18 protein-coding genes are annotated in these 23,346 nt (G+C 73.7%); 9 read left to right on the top strand and 9 right to left on the bottom strand.

All coding sequences use genetic code 11. The annotated features are described in order from the left end of the window. Window positions 1–2: 2 nt before the first annotated feature. A complete protein-coding gene (locus FHX68_RS14045) occupies window positions 3–728 on the bottom strand; it encodes a glutamine amidotransferase-related protein (protein WP_141380077.1) in 726 nt (241 codons plus the stop codon). Window positions 729–835: 107 nt separating this feature from the next. Here FHX68_RS14045 and FHX68_RS14050 point away from each other — a divergent pair, with 107 nt between their 5' ends. From FHX68_RS14050 to FHX68_RS14065, 4 genes are read left to right on the top strand one after another with little or no spacing between them, the layout of a single operon-like run. Further along, a complete protein-coding gene (locus tag FHX68_RS14050; protein ID WP_141380078.1) occupies window positions 836–1,489 on the top strand; it encodes an RNA polymerase sigma factor in 654 nt (217 codons plus the stop codon). Next, complete coding sequence (locus FHX68_RS14055) at window positions 1,479–2,000, top strand: hypothetical protein (protein WP_229661525.1); 522 nt, start codon at window positions 1,479–1,481, stop codon at window positions 1,998–2,000. The genes FHX68_RS14050 and FHX68_RS14055 overlap by 11 nt, the downstream gene beginning before the upstream one ends. A 39-nt stretch (window positions 2,001–2,039) precedes the next feature. After that, window positions 2,040–3,707, top strand: a complete 1,668-nt coding sequence (locus tag FHX68_RS14060) for a S8 family peptidase (protein WP_141380079.1) — start codon at window positions 2,040–2,042, stop codon at window positions 3,705–3,707. Window positions 3,708–3,752: 45 nt separating this feature from the next. After that, window positions 3,753–6,272 carry a CHAT domain-containing protein gene (locus tag FHX68_RS14065; protein ID WP_141380080.1) on the top strand — a complete coding sequence of 840 codons (2,520 nt, stop codon included), beginning with the start codon at window positions 3,753–3,755 and terminating at the stop codon, window positions 6,270–6,272. A gap of 254 nt (window positions 6,273–6,526) precedes the next feature. Here FHX68_RS14065 and FHX68_RS14070 read toward each other — a convergent pair whose 3' ends face one another. Beyond that, the gene (locus FHX68_RS14070) at window positions 6,527–7,060 is read right to left on the bottom strand and encodes a LysR substrate-binding domain-containing protein (RefSeq protein ID WP_229661532.1); all 534 of its coding nucleotides are present in this window, start codon (window positions 7,058–7,060) and stop codon (window positions 6,527–6,529) included. Between the two features lie 351 nt (window positions 7,061–7,411). Further along, window positions 7,412–7,819: a transferase gene (locus FHX68_RS14075; protein ID WP_141380082.1), complete on the bottom strand. Its 408-nt coding sequence runs from the start codon at window positions 7,817–7,819 to the stop codon at window positions 7,412–7,414. An 89-nt stretch (window positions 7,820–7,908) separates the two neighbouring features. On the opposite strand from FHX68_RS14075, the gene FHX68_RS14080 reads away from it, so the two are divergent. Then, window positions 7,909–8,571, top strand: a complete 663-nt coding sequence (locus FHX68_RS14080) for a YitT family protein (RefSeq protein WP_141380083.1) — start codon at window positions 7,909–7,911, stop codon at window positions 8,569–8,571. Between the two features lie 6 nt (window positions 8,572–8,577). Here the strand turns inward: FHX68_RS14080 and FHX68_RS14085 are convergent, their stop codons facing one another. The 5 genes from FHX68_RS14085 to FHX68_RS14105 form a co-directional block, all read right to left on the bottom strand. Next, entirely contained in the window at window positions 8,578–8,784 is a 207-nt protein-coding gene (locus tag FHX68_RS14085) for a type II toxin-antitoxin system VapC family toxin (RefSeq protein WP_141380084.1), read from the bottom strand. Then, a complete protein-coding gene (locus FHX68_RS14090; RefSeq protein ID WP_141380085.1) occupies window positions 8,763–9,545 on the bottom strand; it encodes a DNA-formamidopyrimidine glycosylase family protein in 783 nt (260 codons plus the stop codon). The genes FHX68_RS14085 and FHX68_RS14090 overlap by 22 nt, the downstream gene beginning before the upstream one ends. Window positions 9,546–9,571: 26 nt before the next feature. Next, on the bottom strand, window positions 9,572–14,404 hold the full coding sequence (locus tag FHX68_RS14095) for an Lhr family ATP-dependent helicase (protein ID WP_141380086.1): 4,833 nt from the start codon (window positions 14,402–14,404) through the stop codon (window positions 9,572–9,574). A 223-nt stretch (window positions 14,405–14,627) separates the two neighbouring features. After that, the gene (locus FHX68_RS14100) at window positions 14,628–16,358 is read right to left on the bottom strand and encodes an ABC-F family ATP-binding cassette domain-containing protein (RefSeq protein WP_141380101.1); all 1,731 of its coding nucleotides are present in this window, start codon (window positions 16,356–16,358) and stop codon (window positions 14,628–14,630) included. Window positions 16,359–16,750: 392 nt separating this feature from the next. Then, window positions 16,751–17,446, bottom strand: a complete 696-nt coding sequence (locus tag FHX68_RS14105; protein ID WP_141380087.1) for an alpha/beta hydrolase — start codon at window positions 17,444–17,446, stop codon at window positions 16,751–16,753. A 77-nt stretch (window positions 17,447–17,523) separates the two neighbouring features. On the opposite strand from FHX68_RS14105, the gene FHX68_RS14110 reads away from it, so the two are divergent. The 4 genes from FHX68_RS14110 to FHX68_RS14125 all read left to right on the top strand — a co-directional run bounded on the left by FHX68_RS14110 (window position 17,524) and on the right by FHX68_RS14125 (window position 22,143). Further along, window positions 17,524–18,210 carry an NUDIX hydrolase family protein gene (locus tag FHX68_RS14110; RefSeq protein ID WP_141380088.1) on the top strand — a complete coding sequence of 229 codons (687 nt, stop codon included), beginning with the start codon at window positions 17,524–17,526 and terminating at the stop codon, window positions 18,208–18,210. A 52-nt stretch (window positions 18,211–18,262) separates the two neighbouring features. After that, window positions 18,263–18,556 (top strand): early set domain-containing protein, encoded by a 294-nt coding sequence (locus FHX68_RS14115; protein ID WP_141380089.1) that lies wholly within the window; start codon window positions 18,263–18,265, stop codon window positions 18,554–18,556. A gap of 98 nt (window positions 18,557–18,654) precedes the next feature. Next, complete coding sequence (locus FHX68_RS14120) at window positions 18,655–20,610, top strand: M3 family metallopeptidase (protein ID WP_141380090.1); 1,956 nt, start codon at window positions 18,655–18,657, stop codon at window positions 20,608–20,610. 189 nt (window positions 20,611–20,799) lie between these two features. Beyond that, window positions 20,800–22,143, top strand: a complete 1,344-nt coding sequence (locus tag FHX68_RS14125; RefSeq protein WP_229661540.1) for a DivIVA domain-containing protein — start codon at window positions 20,800–20,802, stop codon at window positions 22,141–22,143. Window positions 22,144–22,219: 76 nt separating this feature from the next. On the opposite strand, the gene FHX68_RS14130 is transcribed toward FHX68_RS14125, so the two are convergent. Then, window positions 22,220–23,299, bottom strand: coding sequence for a threonine aldolase family protein (locus FHX68_RS14130; RefSeq protein ID WP_141380091.1), 1,080 nt, complete (start codon window positions 23,297–23,299; stop codon window positions 22,220–22,222). Between the last annotated feature and the right edge of the window lie 47 nt (window positions 23,300–23,346).

Consider the following 23,346-nt stretch of genomic DNA (forward strand, 5'->3'; position numbering starts at 1 on the left):
GGTCAGAACGTCTCGGCGAAGGCCCGGAGGATCCGCGGCGGCTCGCTGAGCGAGGCCGCGAGCACGCGCGCGGCGATCGCGTCGTAGTCGCCGCGGTCGAAGTATCCGTCGTCGCGGTACACGGCCATCCGCTCGGTGAAGGCGCGGCCGGTCGGCTCCGGGTGGAACTGGGTGGCGTACAGGGTGTCGCCGACGCGGTAGGCCTGCACGGGGCATCCCTCGTTCTCGGCCAGCAGCACCGCACCCGCGGGGAGCACGCCGGTGCCCTCCTTGTGCGCCGTCAAAGCGGAGAAGGTCGTCGCGAGCGCGCCGAACAGTCGGTCGCGGCGCCCGTCGTCGGTGAGGGTGATCGCCGTGGGGCCGGTGTCCTCCGGGTACGCGCGGGTCACCTCGCCGCCGAGGGCGCGGGTCGCGACGCCGATGCCGTAACAGGTGAACAGCGCCGCCGTCTCGCCTGCGGCCGCGGCGAGCGCGAGACGTGCGAGGCCGTCCTCGAGCGCGCGCTGCGCGTCGGTCTTGCTCGACTCGGGGTCGCTCACGTTGAACGGGCTGCCGCCCACCACGGCACCGCGCCAGCGGGTCGCGAAATCGGCCGGCAGCGGCTCGCGCACGAGATCCCACCGCTCGAGACCCTGCTCGTCGAGGTGCATCGCGGTGCGGAACGAGGCGCACTCCGCGGCGGCCGCGCCCTCCTGCGGACGGGCGCACAGATAGACGAGCGGGGCCATGACGACGAGTCTAGAGCGAGGGCGTCCGGGAATCGGAGAGAGAAGGCGCCCGTCATGTATCACGGGGGCGCTCGCCTCCTCCTTCAGGTATGGCCAGAATGGGCGCTATGACCGCCACCGATCCACGGGCCTCGCAGGGCGCGGACGACGGCGCGCAGCGAGACGCCCGCGGGGAGGCCGGCGCGCCCTCGATCTGGGACCGCGCCGCGGTGAGCTTCGCGCGGTGGCGGCGCGGCGACCCGCGCGCGATGGACGAGCTCGTGCAGGTGATGACCCCGGTGCTCTGGCACGTCGTGCGCGCATACGGGCTCGATCGCATGCTCGCCGAAGACGTCGTGCAGGCGACGTGGCTGACCCTCGTCCGCCGGCACGAGTCGATCCACGATCCGCACGCGATCGGCGGGTGGCTCACCATGTGCGCCCGCCGCGAGGCGTGGCGCGCCGGCCGCGCGCAGCAGCGCGTGCGCCCGACCGACACCGTCCATCTCGAACCGATGCTCGAGGCCGACGCGTCCGCCGAGCAGCGCGTGCACCAGAGCGAGCGCGACCGGCGGCTGTGGTCGGCGGTCGAGTCGCTGGATGCCCGGTGCCGCCGGCTGCTGCGCATCGTCGCCTTCGACGACCGCCCCGATTATGCGCACATCGCCCGTGACCTGCAGATGCCGATCGGCTCGATCGGCCCGACCCGCGGACGCTGCCTCGGCAAGCTCCGCGCCGCCCTCGCGGCGGATGGATGGAGAGGGGACACCCATGACCTCTGAGCGCCCTCACCCCGATCCGCGCGTGCCCGGCGATTCCGATCCGGTGGATGCCACGGCCGACGACGCGGCGCTGCTCGCCGCGCTGCGGCGCACCTGGCAGCACGTCGACCCGGTGCCGGCCGGGTTCGTCGACGACATGGTGGCCGCCGTGGCGAGCGCCGATCTCGGCCGCGAGTACGCACTGCTCACCCTCGTCGAGAGCGACGCGACCTCGGCGGTGCGCGGCGACGCCGACATGCTCACGATGCAGTTCAGCGACGGGCAGACGAGCGTGCTCGTGCACATCACCCCCGCCGAGCAGGGCACCCGGCGCCTCGACGGCTGGGTCGACGGTGAGGCCGCCGAGGTGCGCCTCCTGCAGGAGGGCGACGTGCGCGAGGCCACCGCCGACGGCGGACGGTTCTCGTTCGACGACCTCGCCCCCGGCATCGCACGGCTGCGTGTGCTGCTCGCCGCGCCGCCCGTCGACGGCGGCTCGACCGAGCTGCTCACCCCGCGCTTCGAGATCTGACCACCGACCCGCACCACAGGCATCCACCGAGGAGCACGCATGGCCACCGACGATCTCGACCCCACCGCGCAGCCCAAGGGATGGTCGTGGCGCGACCGTGCGCGCGGTTCGGTCGTCCGGGCGACGATCCTCGACCCGGGCGCGGAGCCCCTCGACGGGGTGGAGGCGTTCCCCACGGCGTACGTGCCCGACCGGCTGATCGTGTCCGACGGGGGAGCGGGCCTCCCGGAGCGCAACCTGGATCGGGTGCGCGCCGCCGCGGCCGTGTTCGGCTGGGGGATCGTGCGGGAGCGGCTCGACCACAGCGAGCTCGGCGACGGCGAATCTCCGGAACGGCGCCTGCCGGGGGCTCCGATCATCACGCTCGTGCGCCTGACGACACCCGAGCGCGACGACACCGTCTCGCCGGCGCTGCCGGACGCGTGGCGCGTGCTGCAGCAGGTGCGGCGCGGTGTGCTGCGCGGCCGCGAGCTCGTCAGACGTGCAGACGGCACGGTCGATGCCGCCGAGAGCCTGCGCGCCGCCGGCGTCGACCGGATCGGGCTCGACCACATCCTCACGATCGATCCGATCGGGGTCAATCCGTTCACCAAGACCAACCCGTTCACGAAGACCAACCCCTTCACGAAGACCGACCCGTTCACGAAGACGAACCCGTTCACCAAGACCAACCCGGTGGGCGAGTACGGCGACCGCGGGTCGGGCGGCCGGCAGCCGGTCGCCTGGGTCGGCCCCGAGCCGCGGCGCACCGAGCCGGGCAAGGGGCGGCGGCGCGCGGTGGTCGCGGTGCTCGACACCGGCATCGGCGCGCACACCTGGCTGCCGGACGCCGTCGTCGATCGAGACGTGCGGCTCGACGGCGTGCCGGTGGGCCTCCACGACGAGAGGAACCCGGAGGTCTATCCCGACCTGTACGGGCCGCTCGACGGCGAGCTCGACGACGTCGCCGGGCACGGCACGTTCATCGCCGGCATCGTGCGGCAGCTGGCGCCGGACGCCGATCTGCTGGCCGTGCGGGTCGCCGACGCGCTCGGAATGGTCGAGGAGTCGAATCTGCTGCGGGTGGTCGAAGACCTCGGCGCGCTCGTGCAGCGATACCGCGACGGGAAGGACGGCGGACGCCCGATCGACGTCGTCAACCTCTCGCTCGGCTACTACCACGAGACGCCCGAAGACGGTCTCTACACGAAGGACCTCTACGACCTGCTCGCGGTGCTGCGCGGGCTCGGCACGACGGTCGTCGTCTCGGCGGGCAACGACGCCACCGACCGGCCGACCTTTCCGGCGTCGCTCTGGCCGTGGCCCGGCGCGGACAACGGCCTGACCCCCGACGACCTCGCCCCGCACCTGTCGGTGGGCGCGCTGAATCCGGATGCCCGGACGACGGCGCTCTTCTCGAACGTCGGGCCGTGGGTGCGCACGTACGCCGTCGGTGCCGCGGTGCTCAGCACCCTGCCCGACTTCAGCGGCGGCCTGCAGGCCACCGCGCGGAACGACCGCTACGACCGGCGCCGCCTGACGATCGGGCCCGAGGACTACCGCGGCGGCTTCGCCGTGTGGAGCGGCACCTCGTTCGCCGCGCCGCTGGTCGCCGGACTCGTGGCCGCCCGGCTCGCGCCGTCCGCCGAGCCCGGTGCCGACGCGGCGGCGGAGGCCGTGGCGGCGGCCGGCACGGCGGCGACGGAGGTGCTGCAGACCCTCGCCTGAGCCCGGAGATCGCGCGTCGGGCGCCCGACACGGCATGCTGGGTGCGTGCCCGTCGATCCCACCGCCCGTTACGACGCGGCGCGCGCCCTCGCCAACGAGCGTCGGTACCGCGAGGCCGAGGCGGCGCTCGACGAAGCCGACGCGGCGCTCGACGAGCAGGCGGCGCGGGAGGCATCCGACGGCGGGGGCGACGACCTTCGCGCGCGCATCGCCGGCACCCGCGCCTACGTGCTCGACCAGCTGGGGCGCCCCGGAGATGCCGAGGAGCTCTGCCGCGCCACGCTCGCCGGCGGATCACGGATGAGCGAGCACACGCGCGGCGTCGTCGAAGGCCAGCTCGGCACGATCCTCCTGCACCGCGGCCGGCTCGAGGAGGCGGACACCTGGCTCGGCCGGGCGATCGAGACGATCCCGGGCGATCCGCTGGCCGTGGCCAATCTGCGCATGAACCGCAGCCTCGTCGGCATGCAGCGCCGCGATCTCGTCGCCGCGGCGGCGGACGTCGAGGCGGCGATCGCGGTGTTCGAGGCGCTCGGCACCGACGTCGACGTCGCCGAGGCGCGCCACAACCTCGGCTACACGGCGCTCCTCGCCGGCGATCTCGTGCGGGCCCTCCGCGAGATGGGCGCGGCCCGCCCCGTCGTCGCCGCGGCATCCGAGGCGAACGCCGCGATCTGCGACGTCGACATGGCCGAGGCCCTCCGCGACGCGGGGCTCGTCACCGAGGCGGAACGGCTGCTGCGCGGCGCCGCGCGCGCGTTCCGGGCGAACGGCATGCCGCAGGCGCGCGCCGAAGCTGAGCTGCACCTCGCGTGGTCGCTCCTGCGCCACGAACCGGCGGAGGCCGCGAAGGTCGCCGCCTCGGCGGCGCGCCACTTCGACGCCCTCGGGGCGACCTCGTGGGGCGACCGGGCGCGAGGCATCCGTGCCCGTGCCCGACTGTCGGCGGGCGCGATCGACCGGCGCGGGCGTGTGATCGGTGAGACCAGCATCGAAGACGCGGAGGTCACCGCGGTCGCCGCGGCCCTCGATCGGGCGGGGTTCGCCTCGGATGCCACGGCGCTGCGTCTCACCCGGGAGCTGTGGCGCGCCCGGCACGGCGTGCAGGCCGGCAGGGCGCCACGGGTCGCGCCCACCGCGCCCCTCGAGGTCCGCATGCTGGCCTTCGAGGTGCGGGCGGAGCGGGCGGCGCGGTCGGGCGCCGATGCGCAGGCGCGGCGGCACGCGGCGCAGGGGCTCGACGAGCTCACGGCGTGGCGCTCGTCGTTCGGCAGCCTCGACCTGCAGACCTCGCTCGCGATGCACGACAACACGCTCATGCTCACCGGGCTCGGCGCGGCGGTGCGGTCGGGGCGACCCGATGTGCTGTTCGAGTGGTCGGAGCGTGCGCGGCACTTGAGCCTGCAGGTCGTGCCGCTGCGGCCGCCTGCCGACCCCGCGCAGGCGGCCGAGCTCGGCGAGCTGCGCATGCTGCGCGCCGATGCCGGGAGCGGGGAGTGGTCCGACGACCCGCGGGCGGTCGAACTCGGCGAGCGGCTCCGCCGCCGGCAGTGGACCACGACGGGCGCCGCCGACATCGAGCGGCCCGTCGGCCTCGCCGAGGCGGCGGACGCCCTGACCGCCGACACGGCGCTCCTGTCCTACGTGTTCAGCCCCGAGGGGCTGTCGTGCGTCGTCGTCACCGCCGCGGGCGCCGAGGTCGTTCCGCTGCGCGGCTGGAACGAGGCGCGCACCGATCTGCCGGCCCTCCGCTCCGACCTCGACATGAGCGCGGCGGTGCGGTCGGGCCCGATGGCGGAGGTCGTGCGCCGCTCGCTCGAGGCCCGTCTCGAACGGCTGTCGACGGTGATCGTCGACGGGCCGCTCCGTCACCTCGATGCGCGGCGCCTCGTCATCACCGCGCCCGGGGTGCTCGCGGGACTGCCGTGGACGATGCTTCCCGGTGTGCGCGGCCGGGCGGCCACCGTCGCGGCGTCGGCATCGCGCTGGGTGCACGGGCGTGCGGCGGCGGTGGCCGACCTGCCCCCGCGCGGCGGCGCGGCGTTCGTCGTCGGCCCGCGCGTCGCGCGCGGTCTCGAAGAGGCCACCGCGGGAGCCGCGGCCTGGTCCCGCGCGGAGGTCGTCTCGGGCGAGACGGCGACGGTCGCCGCGGCCACGGAGAGCGCCGGCGCGGCGCGGGTGCTGCACGTCAGCGCGCACGGGCGGCATGCGCTCGACAACCCGCTCTTCTCGGGCCTGCAGCTTCACGACGGCGCCCTCTTCGGGTACGACATCGACCGGATGGCGCGCGTTCCCGAGGTGGTCGTGCTGTCGGCGTGCGAGGCCGGCCGCTCCGCCGTGCGGTGGGGTGAGGAGGCGGTGGGGATGACTCGGGCGTGGCTGCACGCCGGGGCGCAGGCGGTCATCGCGGCGCCCGTCGTCGTCGCCGACGACGACGCGTGCGACCTCCTGGGGGCGCTGCACACGGGGCTCGCGCGGGGCGAGGCGCCGGCGGCCGCGCTCGCCGCCGCGGCGGAGCGCACCGGCATCCGAGCGCCCTTCCTGTGCCACGGAAACGGATTCTGAAGAATTTCTCACCCGGATGTATCAGGCCGTCCGCCCCGCCCTCTTCACCTCTGAAAGGACCGCTTCGGACGTCTCAGTGACCTCGAAAGCGCCGCTGGGGGCGGCGACTCGGTCGTTTCGCGTGGCAGGTGCAGCCGGGGGGATTTCGCACCCGTCAGGGGCCGGTGGGCTGGGGAGTCGCCGGCCCCTCCCGCGCGCCCGCGGGGCGGGAGGTCGTCGTTGGCGGGTCCGGATGCGCGGCGGCGCGACCGTTCTCAGCGCGACGAGTTGGCGGTGCGTCCGCGCACGATGCCGATGAACGTGTCGACGAGGGGCGGCGTCTCGCCGTCGGGCCAGACGAGCGCGACAGGTGAGAGGGGGCCGTCGACGAGCGGGCGGTACGCGGCGTCTTTGCGGTGGTGCAGGCGCGCGAGCGACATCGGCACGATGACGACGCCGACGCCGGTGGCAGCGATCGCGATCGCCTCGGCGACCGTCGCCGGGGCGTCGAAGGTCGGCGGCACCGCCCCGTCGACGACGACCGTGACCGGCGGATTCTGCGGCACGATGACGACCTCGCCGGCGAGGTCGGCGAGGGTGAGCTCGCCGGCGGCGGTCAGGTGCGCGTCGGCGGCGCAGACGACGACGGGAGTCTCCTCATAGAGCGTGATCGCCTGCAGCCCCGTGCGGTCGATCGGCAGGCGCACGAGCGCCGCGTCGACGGATGCCTCGGTGACCGCCCGGCGCTGATCCGAGATCTCCAGCGGGACGAGCTCGAGGGGGATGCCAGGCATCCGTTCCTTCCACACGTCGATCCACCTGCCCGGTGTGGCGCCCTCGATCGCACCGAGGCGGAACGGGCCGGTGGGTGCGGGTGTGCGGGCCGTCGGTGTGGAGCCGGAGCCGGGGGAGTTCTTGCGCGTGGCGCCCCGATCTCCGCTCGCGCGCGCGCCTGAGCCTTTGCCGCTCGAGGCCTTACCGCTCGAGGCTTTGCCGCTCGAGGCTTTGCCGGCGGCCGGTCGGGGTTTGGCCCCGCCGCTGCCGCGCCGCGGGGACGTGCCGCTGCGGCCACTGCGCGCGCCGGATGCTGCCATGGGGAAAGCGTAACCGCGACCCCGGCGCCCCGGGCAGCGGCTCGGGGTCGACGAGCTGTCGCCCGCTCAGGCCGCCAGGCGCAGCCCCCGCTGGTCAGTGGCGACCTTCTCGCCGTCGGCGATCTGGGAGTCGTCGCCGATGAGCGACCCGCCCGCGACGCGGGCGCCCGCGCCGACGACGGCGCGCACGCCGATCTTCGCGCCCGATCCGATCGCGGCGCCCGAGCCGATGTGCGCGTGCGGGGCGATTTCGGCGTTCTGGCCGATGACGGCGTCGGGCTCGACCCACACGCCGCGGCCGATGTGCGCGCCCGCAGCGATCTGGGCGCCCGGTTCGATGTACGCGCCCGCTTCGACGAGCGCGCTCGCGTGCACCTTGGCACCATCGGCGATGAGGCCGCGTCCGTTGACGTGCTTGCGGTAACGGAGCGTCCGGCCCTGATCGTCTTCGATGTCGACGTAGTTCTTGCCCACAGAGATCCTCCTGTCCACTGCAACGGCACCCGGGCCCGGATCATTCCCGGGGAGAGACGCGGCGAGGCGGGGCGCGCGGGGTTGCGATGATGGATGCCGTGACCGACGCGCCCCGACCCGATCCCGACACCGCCCCCTCGCTCGTCTTCGACGACCGCGCACACGCGCACTCGGTGGCCGAGGACGTGCTCGGCATCGCGACGGGCACGTTCCTGGCATCCCTCGGCCTGCACCTGCTGCACGCCGCGCACGCGGTCACGGGCGGTACGGCGGGTCTGTCGCTCCTGCTCGGCTATGCGACCGGCTGGCCGTTCTGGGCCCTGTTCACCCTCATCAACGTGCCGTTCGCGCTGCTCGCGGTGTGGCGGCGCGGGTGGAGCTTCACGATCCGCACGGTCATCTCGATCGTGCTCGTCTCGGCGTGGGCGCCCGTGCACGCCGCCCTGTTCCCGATCGTGCAGATCGAGCCCTGGTACGGCACGCTCGCTGGCAACCTGCTCGCCGGCGTCGGTGTGCTGATCCTGTTCCGGCACCGCTCGAGCGTCGGCGGCATCAACATCATCGGGCTCGAGGTGCAGGACCGCACCGGCTTTCGTGCGGGCTGGACGATGATGATCTTCGACCTCGTGATCATCCTGAGCGCCCTGCTGGTCGTGCCGTGGCAGAACGTCGTGATGAGCGCGGTCGGCGCCGTGCTGCTGAACCTCGTGCTCGCCCTCAACCACCGGCCCGGGCGGTACCTCGGGCACTGACCGGGGCTACTCCGATCCGGGCGGCAGCGACCACGGGTCGATGACGCTCAGCCCGAGGCCCGCGAAGTCGCGGATATCGCGGGTCGCGAGTGATGCGGCGAACGGCAGCACGACGCCGGCGAGGAGGACGCCCTCGATGCCCTCGAACGACGCTGGCAGACGCTCGTCGATGCGGCGGCGGCGGCGGCCGGTCAGGTCTGGCAGACCGGGCACCAGAACACGATCCGCTCGCTCGTGTCGGTGGCGCCGAACTCGGTGCGGCGGATCGGGGTGCCGCACCGGCGGCACGGCTTCCGCTCGCGGCGGTACACCCAGGTCTGCTGCCCGGGGCGGGTGTCGCCGGTGAAGGTGCGCCCCGACCGGTCGCGGTTGGCGCGGATCATGCGGGCGGCCGTGTCGACGAGGCCGGCGGCGGCCGAGGCATCCAGCTCGTTCGCCGGGCGCATGGGGAGGATGCCGCGGACGAACAGGAGCTCGTTCGCATACTCGTTGCCGAGCCCGGCGAGGTTCCGCTGATCGAGGATCGCCACGTGCACCGGGCGGGGGTCGGATGCCACGCGCCGCCCGGCCTCGACGGGGTCCCAGTCGGGGCCGAGAAGGTCGGGACCCAGATGCCCGACGAGCTCGGCCTCGTCGGCGGTGCGGACGAGATCGACCATCGCGATCTCGAAGCCGACCGCCGTCGCCCGCACGGTGCCGACGATCGCGCGCGCCTGGAACGCGGGGGAGCGCCAGCGCTCGCCGGGCCTGAAGACGAGCCAGCGGCCTTCCATCTTGAGGTGCGAATGGAGTGTGTACTCGCCGATCCGCATCAGCAGATGCTTCCCCCGCGGCACGACCCCGTGCACCGTCTCGCCGGTGAGGTCGGCGTTCGCGTGCGCGGGCACCCGCAGGTCGAACCGGGTCACCTCGTGCCCCGCGAGCGCCTCGTGCAGTCGGCGGGCGGTGCGGAAGACGGTATCGCCCTCAGGCACGGCTCACCACCCGATCTGGGCGGGGGTCATCGCTGCCGCCGCAGGGTGAGGCCACGGCTCGACTCGACGAAGCCGGCGGCCAGCAGCGCGCGGCCGACCGCCGTGCCGTAGACGAACACCCCCGAGACCTGCTCGACGGTCAGCGTGTCCAGTCGCCGGGCGCGCGACGTCTCGACGAGGCTCCGTGCCGCGGCGGCCAGCACCTCCTCGTCATCGCTGAAAGCGAGCGCCGAGCGGCCGCCCCGCTCGAGGTAGAGCACGAGCGCCCCGTCGACCAGGGTCACGAGACCGCCCGCCTTGCGCCCGGGGCGATGCGCGACGCCCTCGAGCGCGGGCCAGGCGAGAGCCGCGCCGTACGGGTTGGCGGGGTCGGTCGCGGCGAGGGTTAGCGCGCCGAGCGGTGCCGGGTCGGGGAGCGCCGCGAACTCGCGCAGCCGGTCGACGGTGGCCGACGCGGCGAACTGCGCCGCGCCCAGCTGCTCGATGAAGTACCCGCGGCGGGTGTGGCCGGAGTCTTCGAAGCCGGCGAGGATCCGATACGCCTGGGCGAAACCGCCGGGCATCCCCTCTGCCTGCACGCTGCCGCGGGTGACCACGCCGTAGCGGTCGAGCAGGAGGCCCGCCGACGCCGTCGCGCGGAGCGCCCCGTCACCGCTCGGCTCGGGCAGGATCGACCATCGTCCACCGATCAGCGGCGGCCGCTGCGGCGGGGCCGACCCGCCAGTGCGGGCGGGCAGCGGCATGCCGCGGAACATCCGCGCGCGCGGGGTGCGCCGCACCGTGCGGTGCGCCTGCGAGCCGCCGCCGAGGAGCGCGCGCACGGGCGCGAACGTGTCGTTGGTGACACGCCCCGTCCAGGTGAGGTTCCACAGGGCATCCACGACCGACTGCTCGTTCTCCGCGCCTGCCGCGGCGGCCAGCTGCGCCGCGAAGTAGGCGCCCCCGGAGGTGAGCTGGTCGAGCACGCGCTGCTCGAGACCGGTCGGCGGCTCGGGATCGTCGGGGAGGGTGAGCGTGAGGCCGACCGTGTCGGCGGGATGCAGGGCGATCCAGCCGTCGCGGCCGGGGAGCGAACCGTGCCCCGACCAGACGACCTCGCCGGTCGCGGTCAGCTCGTCGAGCATCGTGGGGCTGTAGTCGGACACCCGCGACGGCAGGATGAGCGACTCCCAGGCGCTCGCCGGCAGGGGCGCGCCCGCGAGCTGCTCGATCGCGGCGAGCACGCCGTCGATGCCCTCGAGGGGTCGACCGCCCGACGATCCGGCGACGTGCTGCCAGGAGGGGAGGAAGCGCGCGAACGCCTCGGGCGAGACCGGTTCGACCGTGCCGCGGATGGCCGCGAGCGAGCGCAGCCGCAGTCGCCGCAGCACCTCGGCGTCGCACCACTCCAGGTCATCCGTCGGAGTTCCGGGCGTCTCGGTCGCGCCGGGAGATGGGGGGCCGGGCGCCGCCGGGCCGGGCAGGAAGAACCCGCTCGCGACGCGGCCCTGCGACTCGAGCCGCTGCAGCGCCTGCCGGGCGACGGCGGCTCCGATGCCGAAGCGCGTCGCCACGTCGGCGGTGCGGAACGGCCCGTGCGTGCGGGCGAACCGCGCCACGAGTTCGCCGAGCGGGTCGGCGATCGGCTCGAGGAAGGCATTCGGGATGCCGACGGGCAGCGCGATCCCCAACGCGTCGCGGAGGCGCCCGGCATCCTCGATCTGAGCCACCCTCGCGTGGCCCGCGATCGTGACCGGGATCGCCCGCCGCGCCGTGACGAGCTCGTCGAGGAATCCGGCCGCCACCGGTGTCGGGGCGGGCGCGTCGACCTCGGAGGCCGCCTCGCCCTGCAGGCGCAGCGCCACCTCGTCGGCGCTGAGCGGGCCGAGCAGGCGCAGCAGATCGGCGACACCTTCGACGCCGCGCACGCGGCGATCGGGCGCGAGCCGCTGCGCCTCGGCCTCGAACTGGGCGATGACGCCCGGGTCGAGCAGCTCGCGCATCTCGACCTTGCCGAGGAGCTCGGACAGTAGCGCCGGATCGACCGAGAGCGCCGCCGCGCGCCGCTCCGCGAGCGGCGAGTCGCCTTCGTACATGAACGCGCCGACATATCCGAAGAGCAGATCGCGCGCGAACGGCGACGGCTGGCTCGTCGTCGTCTCGACGAGGCGTATGCGCCGGTCGCCGATCGACCGCGCGATGCGCAGCAGAGACGGCAGGTCGTAGACATCCTGCAGCACCTCGCGGAGCGTCTCGAGGATGATCGGGAACGTCGGATGGTTCTTCGCGACCTCGAGCAGCTGCGCCGACTTCTGGCGCTGCTGCCAGAGCGGGGAGCGCTTGTTCGGATTGAGGCGCGGCAGCAGCAGAGCGCGCGCCGCGCACTCGCGGAACCGGGAGGCGAACAGGGCCGACCCGCCGACCTCGTCGGTGACGATCTGCTCGAGCTCGTCGGGCTCGAAGACGAACAGCTCCGCGCCCGGCGGCTCGCTCTCCGCGTCGGGCACCCGCACGATGATGCCGTCGTCGCTCGCCACCGCCGAGCCCTCGACCCCGAGCCGTTCACGGATGCGCGCGTTCACCGCGAGCGCCCAGGGTCCGTGCACGTGCATGCCGTACGGGGAATGCAGGATGATCCGCCAGTCGCCGACCTCGTCGCGCGAGCGTTCCACCGTGAGAGTGCGGTCGGTCGGCAGCGTGCCGGTCGCCTCCTTCTGCTCCGACAGGTAGGCGAGCAGATTGCTGATCGCGTTGTCGTCGAGGCCCGACTCGCGCAGTCGGGCGGTCGCCTTCTCGCCGGCTGCGCCCGCGATCTCGCGCGAGAACTTGCCGAGCGCCTCGCCGAGCTCGGCCGGCCGCCCGAGCCCGTCGCCGTGCCAGAACGGCAGCTTGCCGGGCTGTCCGAACGCGGGCAGTACGTTGACACGGTCGTGTGTGATCTCGACGATCCGCCAACTCGTCGTCCCGAGGGTGAACACGTCGTTCACGCGCGACTCGTAGACCATCTCCTCGTCGAGCTCGCCGACGCGGGCATTGCGGGTCTCGCCGGCGACGAACACCCCGAACAGGCCGCGGTCGGGGATCGTCCCGCCGCTCGTGACGGCGACCCGCTGTGCCCCCGGGCGGCCGGTGAGGGTGCCGTGGTCGCGATCCCAGACGAGGCGCGGTCGCAGCTCGGCGAACTCGTCGGAAGGATACTTGCCGGCGAGCAGATCGAGCGTCGCCTCGTACGCCGAGCGCGGCAGCGTGCGGAACGGCGCCGAACGCCGCACCGTCTCGAACCACTCCTCGACGTCGATCGCCCCGGTCGCGCAGGCCGCGATGGTCTGCTGGGCGAGGATGTCGAGCGGGTTCGCCGGCACCGCGATGGCCTCGATCTGGCCCGCGAGCATCCGCTCGGTGACGACCGCCGTGTGCAGCACGTCGCCGCGGTGCTTCGGGAACAGCGCCGCGCGGCTGATCTCGCCGACCTGGTGCCCCGCCCGGCCCACACGCTGCAGACCGGACGCCGCCGACGGGGGAGCCTCGACCTGGATGACGAGGTCGACGGCGCCCATGTCGATGCCGAGCTCGAGCGAGCTCGTCGCGACGACGCAGCGCAGGATGCCGCTCTTCAGCTCGTCCTCGACCTGCGCGCGCTGCTCCTTGGACACCGATCCGTGGTGCGCCTTCGCCAGCACGGGCTCCGCCCCCGCCGACGCGCCGGCCTGCGCCATCATCGCCGCCGGGGGCTTCTGCGTGGGCTTCGGGGTGGCCCCCGGGGCCGCCGCGGCTGCCGCTCCGGGCTCTCCGGCGAGGCGCTCGAGGTAGATCTCGTTGAGCCGGCCCGTCAGCCGCTCGGCGAGGCGACGTGAGTTCGCGAACACGATCGTCGAGCGATGCGCGAGCACGCGGTCGACGATCGCCTCCTCGACGTGCGGCCACACCGAGCCGGTCACCTCGGAGGGCTGCGACGGCGCCGAGAACCAGTCGCCGTCGTCATCGGGCAGCGTGGTGCCGCCGGGCGGCGATGCGGCGTCGCCCTCGTCCGGGGCATCCGTCGCGGTCTCGTCCTCGCGCGCCGGGGGAGGCGGCGGGTTGAGCATGTCGTCCATCGGCACGACGACCTTGAGGTCGAACGCCTTCGTCGCGCGGGGAGCGACGATCTCCACGGGAGCCGCCCCGCCGAGGAAGCGCGCGACCTCGTCGATCGGCCGCACCGTCGCCGACAGGCCGATCCGCTGCGCGGGCGTCTCGAGCAGAGCGTCGAGGCGCTCGAGGCTGACCGCCAGGTGCGCACCACGCTTGGTCGCGGCCACCGCGTGCACCTCGTCGACGATGACGGTGTGCACCCCGCGGAGGGTCTCGGATGCCTGGCTCGTGAGCATCAGGTAGAGCGACTCGGGCGTCGTGATGAGGATGTCGGGCGGTTCGGCGACGAGTTTGCGCCGGTCGGCGGAGGGGGTGTCGCCCGAACGGACCCCGACCGTCACGTCGGGCACCGCGATGCCGAGCCGCCGGGCCGACTGGCCGATGCCGACGAGCGGCGAGCGGAGGTTCCGCTCCACGTCGACGCCGAGCGCCTTCAGCGGCGAGACGTAGAGGATGCTCGTGCGTCGGGCGTCGCGGTCCTTCGCGCGGCCTCGGGTGCGCTTGCCCGGTTTGTCGTCGGGGTGCGGTGGGGGTGCCGTCGCCACGACCGGCTTCTCCCGGAACACCCGGTCGATCGCCCAGAGGAAGGCCGACAGCGTCTTGCCGGAGCCGGTGGGCGCGACCACGAGCGCGTGGCGCCCGTGCGAGATCGCCTCCCACGCGCCCGCCTGCGCGTTGGTGGGCTGTGCGAAGGCGCCACGGAACCAGTCCTGCGTCGCAGGACTGAACCGCTCGAGCACATCGCTCATCTCTCCATCTTCGCCTGCCCCGCCGACATCGGGCCCGGTCCTGCTCTCGGCCTCGGGTCCCGCCCGCCGCCCGGCGGTCGCATCGGCTGCACCGTTTGCAGGATCGATCGGGCCGCGGCGGCCGGGTACCCGCGGAATTACGCGGTTCTCGCCGCGGCCGCGGCCGCTTCTGGCTCAACGATCCTGCAAACGGTACGCCGCGCCCCGGCACCCTCGCCTGTCGTCACCCCACGGTCGCCTCCCGCAGCACGCCGTGGTCCAGCTCGAGCACGAGACTCGGCGCGAGCCGCCGCAGGAAAGCGTCGTCGTGGCTGACGACGAGCACGCCGCCCCGGTACGCGCTGAGCGCCCCGACGAGCTGGTCGACGGTGTCGATGTCGAGGTTGTTGGTCGGCTCGTCGAGCACCAGCAGCTGCGGGGGCGGATCGGCCATCAGCAGGCACGCGAGCGCCAGCCGGAACCTCTCCCCGCCGGACAGCGCCGCGACGGGGCGCAGCACCGTGTCGCCGCGCAGCAGGAACCGCGCCAGCCGGTTGCGCAACTCGACGTCGCCGACGCCCGGCGCCGCGCGGCGCAGATTCTCGAGGGGAGAGGCGGCATCGTCGAGGCCGTCGACCCGCTGCGACAGGTACCCGATCCGGTCGGTGTGCAACTCCGCGTGTGACGATTGCAGGATTTCTGCGTCGTCCGGGCGCGCCTCCTGCGGGATTCCGGGGCCGCCGCCGTCGATGCCGGGCTCTTCTCCTGCAATCGTCACGCCGCCCGCCGACTCACCTCGCGCCGGGACGCCCGCCGGCACGCCCCCCGCCGCCGCGACGAGCCGCCGCAGCAGCGTCGTCTTGCCCGCGCCGTTCGGGCCGACGAGGGCGACCCGCTCCGGTCCCTGCAGTACCCAGGACCGTCCCTCGCTGCCGAGCGTCGCGAGCCGCCGGCCCGAACCGACCCCCGGGTCGGGCAGGTCGATGCGCACCGCGTCGTCGTCGCGCACGCGGCGTCCGGCGAGGTCGAGCGCGGCCCGCGCCTCGGCCTCCTTGCCGGATGCCTCGATGCGCAGACGTCCCGCCGACTCCTGCGCCGCACGCTTGCGCGCGTTCGCGACGATGCCGGGCACGCGCTTCTCCATGGCGGCCTTGCGCCCGATGGCGGCCCGCGTCGCGAGCACCTGCTCCTGGTGGATGCGGTCGCGCTTCTCGCGCCGCACCGCCTGGCGGGCGGCGGTCTCGGCCTGACGGGCCGTGGCCTGTTCGGCATCCATCGCGGCCCGCCACTGCGAGTAGGGCCCGCCGAACGTCGTCAGGGCGCCGCCGTAGAGCTCGGCGGTCTCGTCCATCAGCTCGAGCAGGGCGAGGTCGTGGCTGACCACGATCAGCGCGCCCCGCCAGCGCCGCACCATGTCGTAGACGCGAGCCCGCGCGGCTCGGTCGAGGTTGTTCGTCGGCTCGTCGAGTAGCGCGATCGGCCGGGCGCGCAGTCGCACGCCGACGAGCGCGACGAGCACCGCCTCGCCGCCGGAGAGCTCGCCGACGCGCCGGTCGAGGGCTCCGTCGGGCAGCCCCGTGTCGGCGAGCGCGGCGCCCGCGCGCGCCTCGACGTCCCAATCGTCGCCGACGGCGTCGAACTGGCGCGGGTCGACGTCGCCCGCCGCGATGGCGCGCACCGCGTCGAGGGCGCGGCCGACGCCGAGCACGTCGGCGACGCGTCGATCGGTTTGCAGGGTGAGCTGCTGCGGCAGCAGGTCGACCTCGCCGCCGACGGTGAGCGAGCCGGATGCCGGGGCGTGCGCCCCGGCGATGAGCGAGAGCAGCGTCGATTTGCCCGAGCCGTTCCGGCCGATGAGACCGGTGCGGCCCGCGCCGAAGGCGCCGGACACCTCGGTGAGGGCGGGTGTGCCGTCGGGCCAGGTGAAGGTGAGGCGGTCGAGCACGACCGCGGGGGATGGGATGGGGGTGGGCATGAGTCCTCCGGTGGTGGCGAGGCGCCGGCGCATCCTCCCTCCTTCGCTACACCTCCGGCGCGTGAGCGCGCGGGCATGCGAGAGAGTCGACGGCCGACGCGGGGATGGATGCGCGGCGCGTCGACGGCCCCGGTCGGGGTGACTCTCTCGTGGCCCCGATCGGGGCGGCCCGGAAAGGCTCCGCGGATACTCGGCCCGGGAACGGGTGGGGCATCGCCGCAGGAGGCGATCGTCAGGAGACGGAGGGTCGACGGCTCAGCGCGAGATCACAGCGCGGCGTCGAAACCCTTCAACGGTCTTCCTCACACTCGGGACGGGGAACGCATCGATTCTAACGGATGCCTCGCCGAAGCGACAGTCAGGCCCGTCGGCACCCCGGCCCGTGTGGGCCCTCACTCCCGCGCCGGAAGGGCGTCGAGCTGCTTGCCGAGAAAGGCGACGACGTCGGCGAGCTCCTCCTCCGACACGCTGTGCGTGAGGCCGGGGTAGACGCGCCCGCTCAGTTCGACGTGCCGCGGCAGCCAGTCGATCGTGTGCGCGACGCGCGCCGCGGGGATCACCTCGTCACGGGCCCCACGCCCCCAGAAGACCGGCGGGCGGAGCTCGGCCAGCTCGCCGTCGGTCGGCAGGTCGCCGTCGGCGACGAAGCCGGCGAGGTTGACGACGAACGCGAAGCGGCTCGGATCGAGCCGCAGCGCCTGCAGGGCGATGACCGAGCCCTGCGAGAATCCGAGGAGACCCACCGGCGTCGTGGCATCCGTCGCCCCGCGCAGCCACGCGGCGAATGCCTTGGCCGCCGCCGTGGCCGCGGTGGCGTCCGAAGCGTGCAGTCCCTCGATCGGGAACCACGACCAGCCGGGCGTCGGGAACGGCGGGGAGAGCGGGGCGCGCACGGCGGCGATCACGAACGCGGGCGGCAGGTACGGCGCGAGCGCGAAGAGGTCGTTCTCGTTCGAGCCGTAGCCGTGCAGCAGCACGAGCAGCGGTCGCCCGGCGCGCTCCTCGGGCGGCGCCGACCACAGCACGGCATCGTCGTCGAGCTGCGGCAGGTCGGCGCCCGGGCCGGTCTCACGCGGTGCATCGGTCATGCCCACATCTTGACAGCCGGGTACGACGTCGCGCACGGATGCCCCGTTCCGGGCGAGCTTCGGGGTATACAGGAGGCATGGCCGTCCGCACCCCCGACCCCGATCCCGACGAGCGCGACGACGACGGGAACCCCCGCGATCCGCTGCGCGGACTCGGCGGCGGCGCTGCCGGGGGTCTGGGCGCGGGCTCTCCGGGGCATCCTCTCGGCGACGGCTCGTTCGGCTCGCCCGCTCCGGGCAACGCCGCCAACCCCGGCTGGCTGACCGACGTCGAACTGGCCGAGGCGCGCCGGCGGCTCCCGATCCTCTACGTCGAGGCGATCCCCGTCCGCACCGACGGCATGGGCCAGGTCACCCAGGTCGGCGTGCTGCTGCGCGCGACGCCGCTCGGCGAGATCACCCGCTCGATCGTCTCCGGCCGGGTGCGCTACGGCGAGACCGTGCGCGACGCGCTGTTCCGCCATCTCGAGAACGACCTCGGGCCGATGGCGTTCCCGCTCCTCCCGCCGCAGCCGGTGCCGTTCACGGTGGCCGAGTACTTCCCGATGCCGGGGCTGAGCGCCTTCCACGACGACCGCCAACACGCGGTGTCGCTCGCCTTCGTCGTGCCCGTCACCGGCACGTGCGAGCCGCGTCAGGACGCCCTCGAAGTGACCTGGATGACTCCCGAAGAGGCATCCTCGGACTCGCTCGCCGCCGAGATGGAGGGCGGCCGCTCGACCCTCGTGCGTCAGGCGCTCGCCTCGGTCGGCGCGTTGCGCTGACCGGCCCGCGGGCTGCGCTGAAAAGACGGCGACCGCACCACTGACGGTGCGCGTGACGGATGCCTCGCCGGCGAGGGCGGTGCTGTCGGCGGACAACTGGGACGGCGACGGACGGTACACCGTCGCCGCCGACCTGTGGTGGGGCACGAACGCCACGTCGTCCCGGTTCCTCGAGAACGGAGTCGAGGTGTCGTCGGGCAGCCTGACGGCGGCAACGCCGAACGCGCAGCGCGCGATGTTGCAGGTCTCCGGCAAGCCGAAGGGGACGAACGTCTACACGGTCGAGTTCCGAAATGCCGCCGGCGTCACCGTCAGCGCGCCCCTCTCGGTCGCGGTGACCCACTGACCACGAGGCGCGGGGGCGCTTCCCGACGCCCCCGCGCCTCGTGCCCACCCGGCCGTGCCCACCCGGCCGTGCCCACCCCGCCGCGTAGGCTCGCCGGTATGACTGCTCCCGCTCCGATCGTCTATCCGACCGACCTCGACGGGTGGCGCGCGTTCGTCGCCGAACGGCCGGAGGCGGCGATCTCGCGGGTCGCCGACGTCGACGCGCGCCTCGGCCGCGCGGACGAGGACGGGCTGGATGCTGCGGCACGCCTCGATCTCTGGAACGACGCCGACCTGGCACTCCGCCAGGCGACGAGCGAGGTTTATCTGCTGAGCGAGGCGCACCCGGACGCCTCGGTGCGGGGCGCCGCCGAGGAGCGCGTGCAGCAGCTCGAGACCCTCGCGTCCGGGCGACTGCTCGACCCGGCGCTGTTCGCACCGTTCGCCGCGGTCGACACCGACGAGGGCCGCGGACCCCTCGACGACGAACAGCGGCGCCTGCTCGACGAGGTGCTGCGCGACTTCCGTCGTGGCGGCGTCGACCTGCCGGAGGCGGAGCGCGCGCGGGTCCGGGCGCTCACCGAGCGCGAGACCGAGCTGAGCCTGGAGTTCTCGCGCAACCTGCGCGAGAGCAGGCGCGAGATCCGGGTGGCGCCGGAGGCGCTCGCCGGGCTTCCGCAGGACTTCATCGACGAGCACCCGCCCGGCGACGACGGCCTCGTCGTCCTCACGACCGACTATCCCGACCTCATGCCGGTGCGGGAATACGCCACCGACCGGGCGACCCGCACCGCCATCGTCGCGGCGTACAACGACCTGGCCTGGCCCGAGAACGACGCCGTGCTCGCCGAACTGCTCGCCCTGCGCCAGGAGCTCGCGACGCTCCTCGGCTACGGCTCGTGGGCCGACTACGAGACCGAGACGCGCATGATCGGGCGCGGGGCCGGCGCCACCGGCGGCGGCGCGAGGATCGCCGAGTTCCTGGCGCGCCTCGACGAGGTGTCCGCCGCCGCGGCCGACGCGGAGTATCCCGTGCTGCTCGCGCGTCTGCGCGAAGACGAGCCCGAGGCATCCGAGGTCACCGTCGCCGACCTCTTCTACCTGCTCGGCGCACTCCGCCGTGAGCGTCACGACGTCGACGCGCAGCTGGTCCGCTCGTACTTCACCTTCGATCGGGTGCTGCCCGGGGTGCTCGCCACCACCGGCCGGCTGCTCGACGTCGAGTACGTGCCCGTCGACGTCCCCACCTGGCACGCCGACGTGCACTCGTACGACGTGGTCCGGCAGGGAGAGGTGCTCGGCCGCATCCACCTCGACCTGCACCCGCGCGAGGGCAAGTACAACCACGCCGCCTGCTTCGGCATCGCCCCGGGGATCACCGGTCGGGTCGTCCCCGAAGCGGCCCTGCTGTGCAACTTCTCCCGCGGGCTCATGACCCACGACGAGGTCACGACGTTCTTCCACGAGTTCGGCCACCTCGTGCACGACATCCTCGGCGGCCGGCAGCGCTTCGCCCGCTTCTCCGGCGTCGCGACCGAGTGGGACTTCGTCGAGGCGCCGAGCCAGCTGCTCGAGGAGTGGGCGTGGGATGCCGAGGTGCTGGCGACCTTCACCGCCGGTCCCGACGGCGAGCCGATCCCCGCCGATCTCGTGGAGAAGATGGCCGTCGCCGACCGATTCGGACGTGCGCTGGAGGTGCGTCGCCAGCTCGGGCACGCGAACGTGTCGTATCACCTGCACGTCGACCGGCCGGCCGATCTGCAGGCGGCGACCGAGCACTGGTACCGCGTGACGTCGCCCGTGCGGCCGCTGCCCGGGCTGCACCCGTACGCCGGGTTCGGTCACCTCACCGGCTACGGCGCCTGCTACTACACGTATCAGTGGAGCCTCGTGATCGCCCGCGACCTGCTGTCGGGCTTCGGCGGCGACCTCATGGACCCGGAGGCCGCGACGCGGTATCGCCGCGAGATCCTCGAACCCGGCGGCAGCCGCGACGCCGGCGATCTCGTGGACGCCTTCCTCGGCCGGCCGTTCGCCTTCGACGCGTATCGGGCGTGGCTGACCGGGGCGTGACCGACAGGTGAGGCGACGCGCGAGGTGACTCGTGAGGCGGTCCCGATCGGGGCGCGACCGTGCCCCGATGAGCTCCAGCGCGAGGCCGCGGGAACACGCCGTCGTTCCGGTACGATTCGTGGTGTCGGCTGACCCGAGCCGCCATCCCCACCCCGGCGCCTCCGGCGCCTGCCTCGAAGCGGAGTGCCCGTGTCCGACCTGCCCGAAAACCACGACAACGCCGGAGCGCGGGGCGCCGATGCAGACGATTCGTCGGTGTCGCCGTTCGACGAGCTGATGGCCGGTGCCGGCTCTGCGGCGGGGAGCAGCGCGGCGCGAACGAGCACCGGCGGTCAGGCGGAGTTCACGACGACGTTCCGCGGGTACGACAAGGCCGAGGTCGACGCGGCGATCGCCGAGCTCACCCGCCGGCAGAGCGGCAGCTCGGAGGAGCTCGCCCAGCTGAAGGACAAGTACCGCCGCGCGGCCGTCACGATCAAGACGCACCTGTCGACCATCGACGAGCTCGAGGCGAAGCTGTCGAGCCTCGAGGCCGACCTCGCGGTCGAGCAGGCGCGCTCCACGAACGCCGAAGACAAGGTGCAGACCCTCACCGACGAGCTCGTCAACGCCGCCGACGAGTCGACGAAGGGCCGTGAGCGCTTCGAAGAGGTGCTGCGGGTGGCCGAAGACCAGGCATCCGTCATCATCAAGAACGCCAGCGTGCAGGCCGACCGCCTGCTCGAGGCCGCCCGCGACGAGATCGCCGCGCAGCGCGCCGCCGCGCAGGCCGACGCCGACACGCTGCGCTCGCAGGCCGAGACGGATGCCGCGCAGGCACGGCTGCGGATCGACACCGAGCTGACCGCGCACGGCGCGCAGCTCGAGCGCGAAGCCGCCCACGCCGCCGAGAAGGTGGCCCAGGCCGATCAGGAGGCCGCCGCGATCCGCACCGAGGCGGAGAAGGGCGCGGCGGCGCTGCGCTCCCTCGTCGCCCGGGAGAGCGAGCAGGCGCGTGCCGAGGCCGAAGACGCCGTGCGCGAGCAGCGGATGCGCGCCCTCGAGTTCGAAGAAGCGCTCACGCGCCGGCAGGACGACGCGCAGCAGGAGTTCCTCATGCTGCACAACCAGGCCGTCGCGCACGCCGAGCGCATCACGAAGGACGCCAACGACCAGGTCGCCGCCTCGATCGAGCACGCCCAGCGCATCACCGCGAAGGCCGACGACTTCGACAAGCTCATGCGGGCGCAGTCGCAGCAGCTCGAGGCTGACGCGAAGCTCCGCTCGCGCGAGATCCTCGACCGCGCGAGCACGAAGGCGCAGAAGATCATCGACACGGTCACCCAGCACTCCCAGTCGGTGCTGCGCGACGCCGAGGACCGCACGCGGAACCTCCGCTGGCAGCAGCAGCAGCTGACGAGCTTCATGTCCGAGGTCAAGGAGCTCATGCGCTCGGAGGGCGCGGGCGACTCGGCCGCGGCCGTGATCGACGCGGCGGCTCCCGAGCCCGCACCGCTCACCGACTCCGGGTTCGACGAGACCACCGAGGCCTGAGCGGCGGACGGACCGGACAGCCCGGGCGCCCCGCCCGGGCCGGTGAGCCCGGCGGCCGCCGCCCCGCCCGCGCCGGTCAGGTGAGCCGGGCGAGCTCCGCCACGAACGCGTCGACGTCGGCCTCGGTCGTGTCGAACGAGCACATCCAGCGCACCTCGTTGCGGCTGGCGTCCCAGTCGTAGAACCGGAACGCCGCGCGGAGGCGCTCGGCGACACCGTCGGGGAGCGTCGCGAACACGCCGTTCGACTGCGTCGGCTGCGTGAACGCGACGCCCGCGATCGACCCGTCGGCGAGGCCCGCCTCGACGCCGGCGCGCAGGCGCTGCGCCATTGCGTTAGCGTGCCGGGCGCTCCGCAGATACAGCTCTCCGGCGGGGTCGCTCGTCGGCTCGAGCAGGGCGATCAGCTGCGCCGAGATGAACCGCATCTTCGACGCGAGCTGCATGTTGAGCTTGCGCAGGAACAGCAGGCCGTCGGATGCCGCGGGGTCGAGCACCACGACGGCTTCGCCGCCCAGAGCGCCGATCTTCGTGCCGCCGAAGCTCAGCACGTCGACCCCGACGTCGGTCGTGAACGCGCGCAGCGGCAGGTCGAGGGCGGCCGCCGCGTTCGACAGTCGCGCCCCGTCGAGGTGCAGGCGCATGCCCCGCTCGTGCGCGTGATCGGCGAGCGCGCGGATCTCGTCGGGCGTGTACAGCGTGCCGAGCTCGGTCGACTGCGTGATCGACACGACGAGCGGCTGCGCGCGGTGCTCGTCGCCCCAGCCCCACGCCTCGCGGTCGACGAGCTCGGGCGTCAGCTTGCCGTCGTCCGTGGGCACGTTCAGGATCTTGATCCCGGCCACGCGCTCGGGCGCCCCGCCCTCGTCGACGTTGATGTGGGCGGTGGATGCCGCGATGACCGCGCCCCAGCGGGGCAGCATCGACTGCAGCCCCGTGACGTTCGCGCCCGTGCCGTTGAAGACCGGAAAGGCCTGCGCGCCCGCACCGAAGTGGTGGGCGAACACCTCCTGCAGACGCGCCGTGTAGGCATCCTCGCCGTAGGCGATCTGATGGCCGTCGTTCGCCGCGGCGATCGCCGCGAGGATCTCGGGGTGGACGCCGGAGTAGTTGTCGCTCGCAAAGCCGCGCACGGCCGTGTCATGCAGGGTGGTCACGGGCATCCAGCCTAGTTCGCGCGTCCGGGCACTGTCCGACGCCAGGG

The sequence above is a fragment of the Microbacterium lacticum genome (genome assembly GCF_006716815.1).
Taxonomy (GTDB): Bacteria; Actinomycetota; Actinomycetes; order Actinomycetales; family Microbacteriaceae; genus Microbacterium; species Microbacterium lacticum.

What these genes read in the sequence shown, in the direction of transcription:
- FHX68_RS14050 (WP_141380078.1), top strand. Translation starts at nt 836, where the DNA reads ATGACCGCCACCGATCCACGGGCCTCGCAGGGCGCGGACGACGGCGCG.
- FHX68_RS14110 (WP_141380088.1), top strand. Translation starts at nt 17,524, where the DNA reads ATGGCCGTCCGCACCCCCGACCCCGATCCCGACGAGCGCGACGACGAC.
- FHX68_RS14120 (WP_141380090.1), top strand. Translation starts at nt 18,655, where the DNA reads ATGACTGCTCCCGCTCCGATCGTCTATCCGACCGACCTCGACGGGTGG.
- FHX68_RS14055 (WP_229661525.1), top strand. Translation starts at nt 1,479, where the DNA reads ATGACCTCTGAGCGCCCTCACCCCGATCCGCGCGTGCCCGGCGATTCC.
- FHX68_RS14095 (WP_141380086.1), bottom strand. Translation starts at nt 14,404, where the DNA reads ATGAGCGATGTGCTCGAGCGGTTCAGTCCTGCGACGCAGGACTGGTTC.
- FHX68_RS14060 (WP_141380079.1), top strand. Translation starts at nt 2,040, where the DNA reads ATGGCCACCGACGATCTCGACCCCACCGCGCAGCCCAAGGGATGGTCG.
- FHX68_RS14080 (WP_141380083.1), top strand. Translation starts at nt 7,909, where the DNA reads ATGGATGCCGTGACCGACGCGCCCCGACCCGATCCCGACACCGCCCCC.
- FHX68_RS14100 (WP_141380101.1), bottom strand. Translation starts at nt 16,358, where the DNA reads ATGCCCACCCCCATCCCATCCCCCGCGGTCGTGCTCGACCGCCTCACC.
- FHX68_RS14045 (WP_141380077.1), bottom strand. Translation starts at nt 728, where the DNA reads ATGGCCCCGCTCGTCTATCTGTGCGCCCGTCCGCAGGAGGGCGCGGCC.
- FHX68_RS14105 (WP_141380087.1), bottom strand. Translation starts at nt 17,446, where the DNA reads ATGACCGATGCACCGCGTGAGACCGGCCCGGGCGCCGACCTGCCGCAG.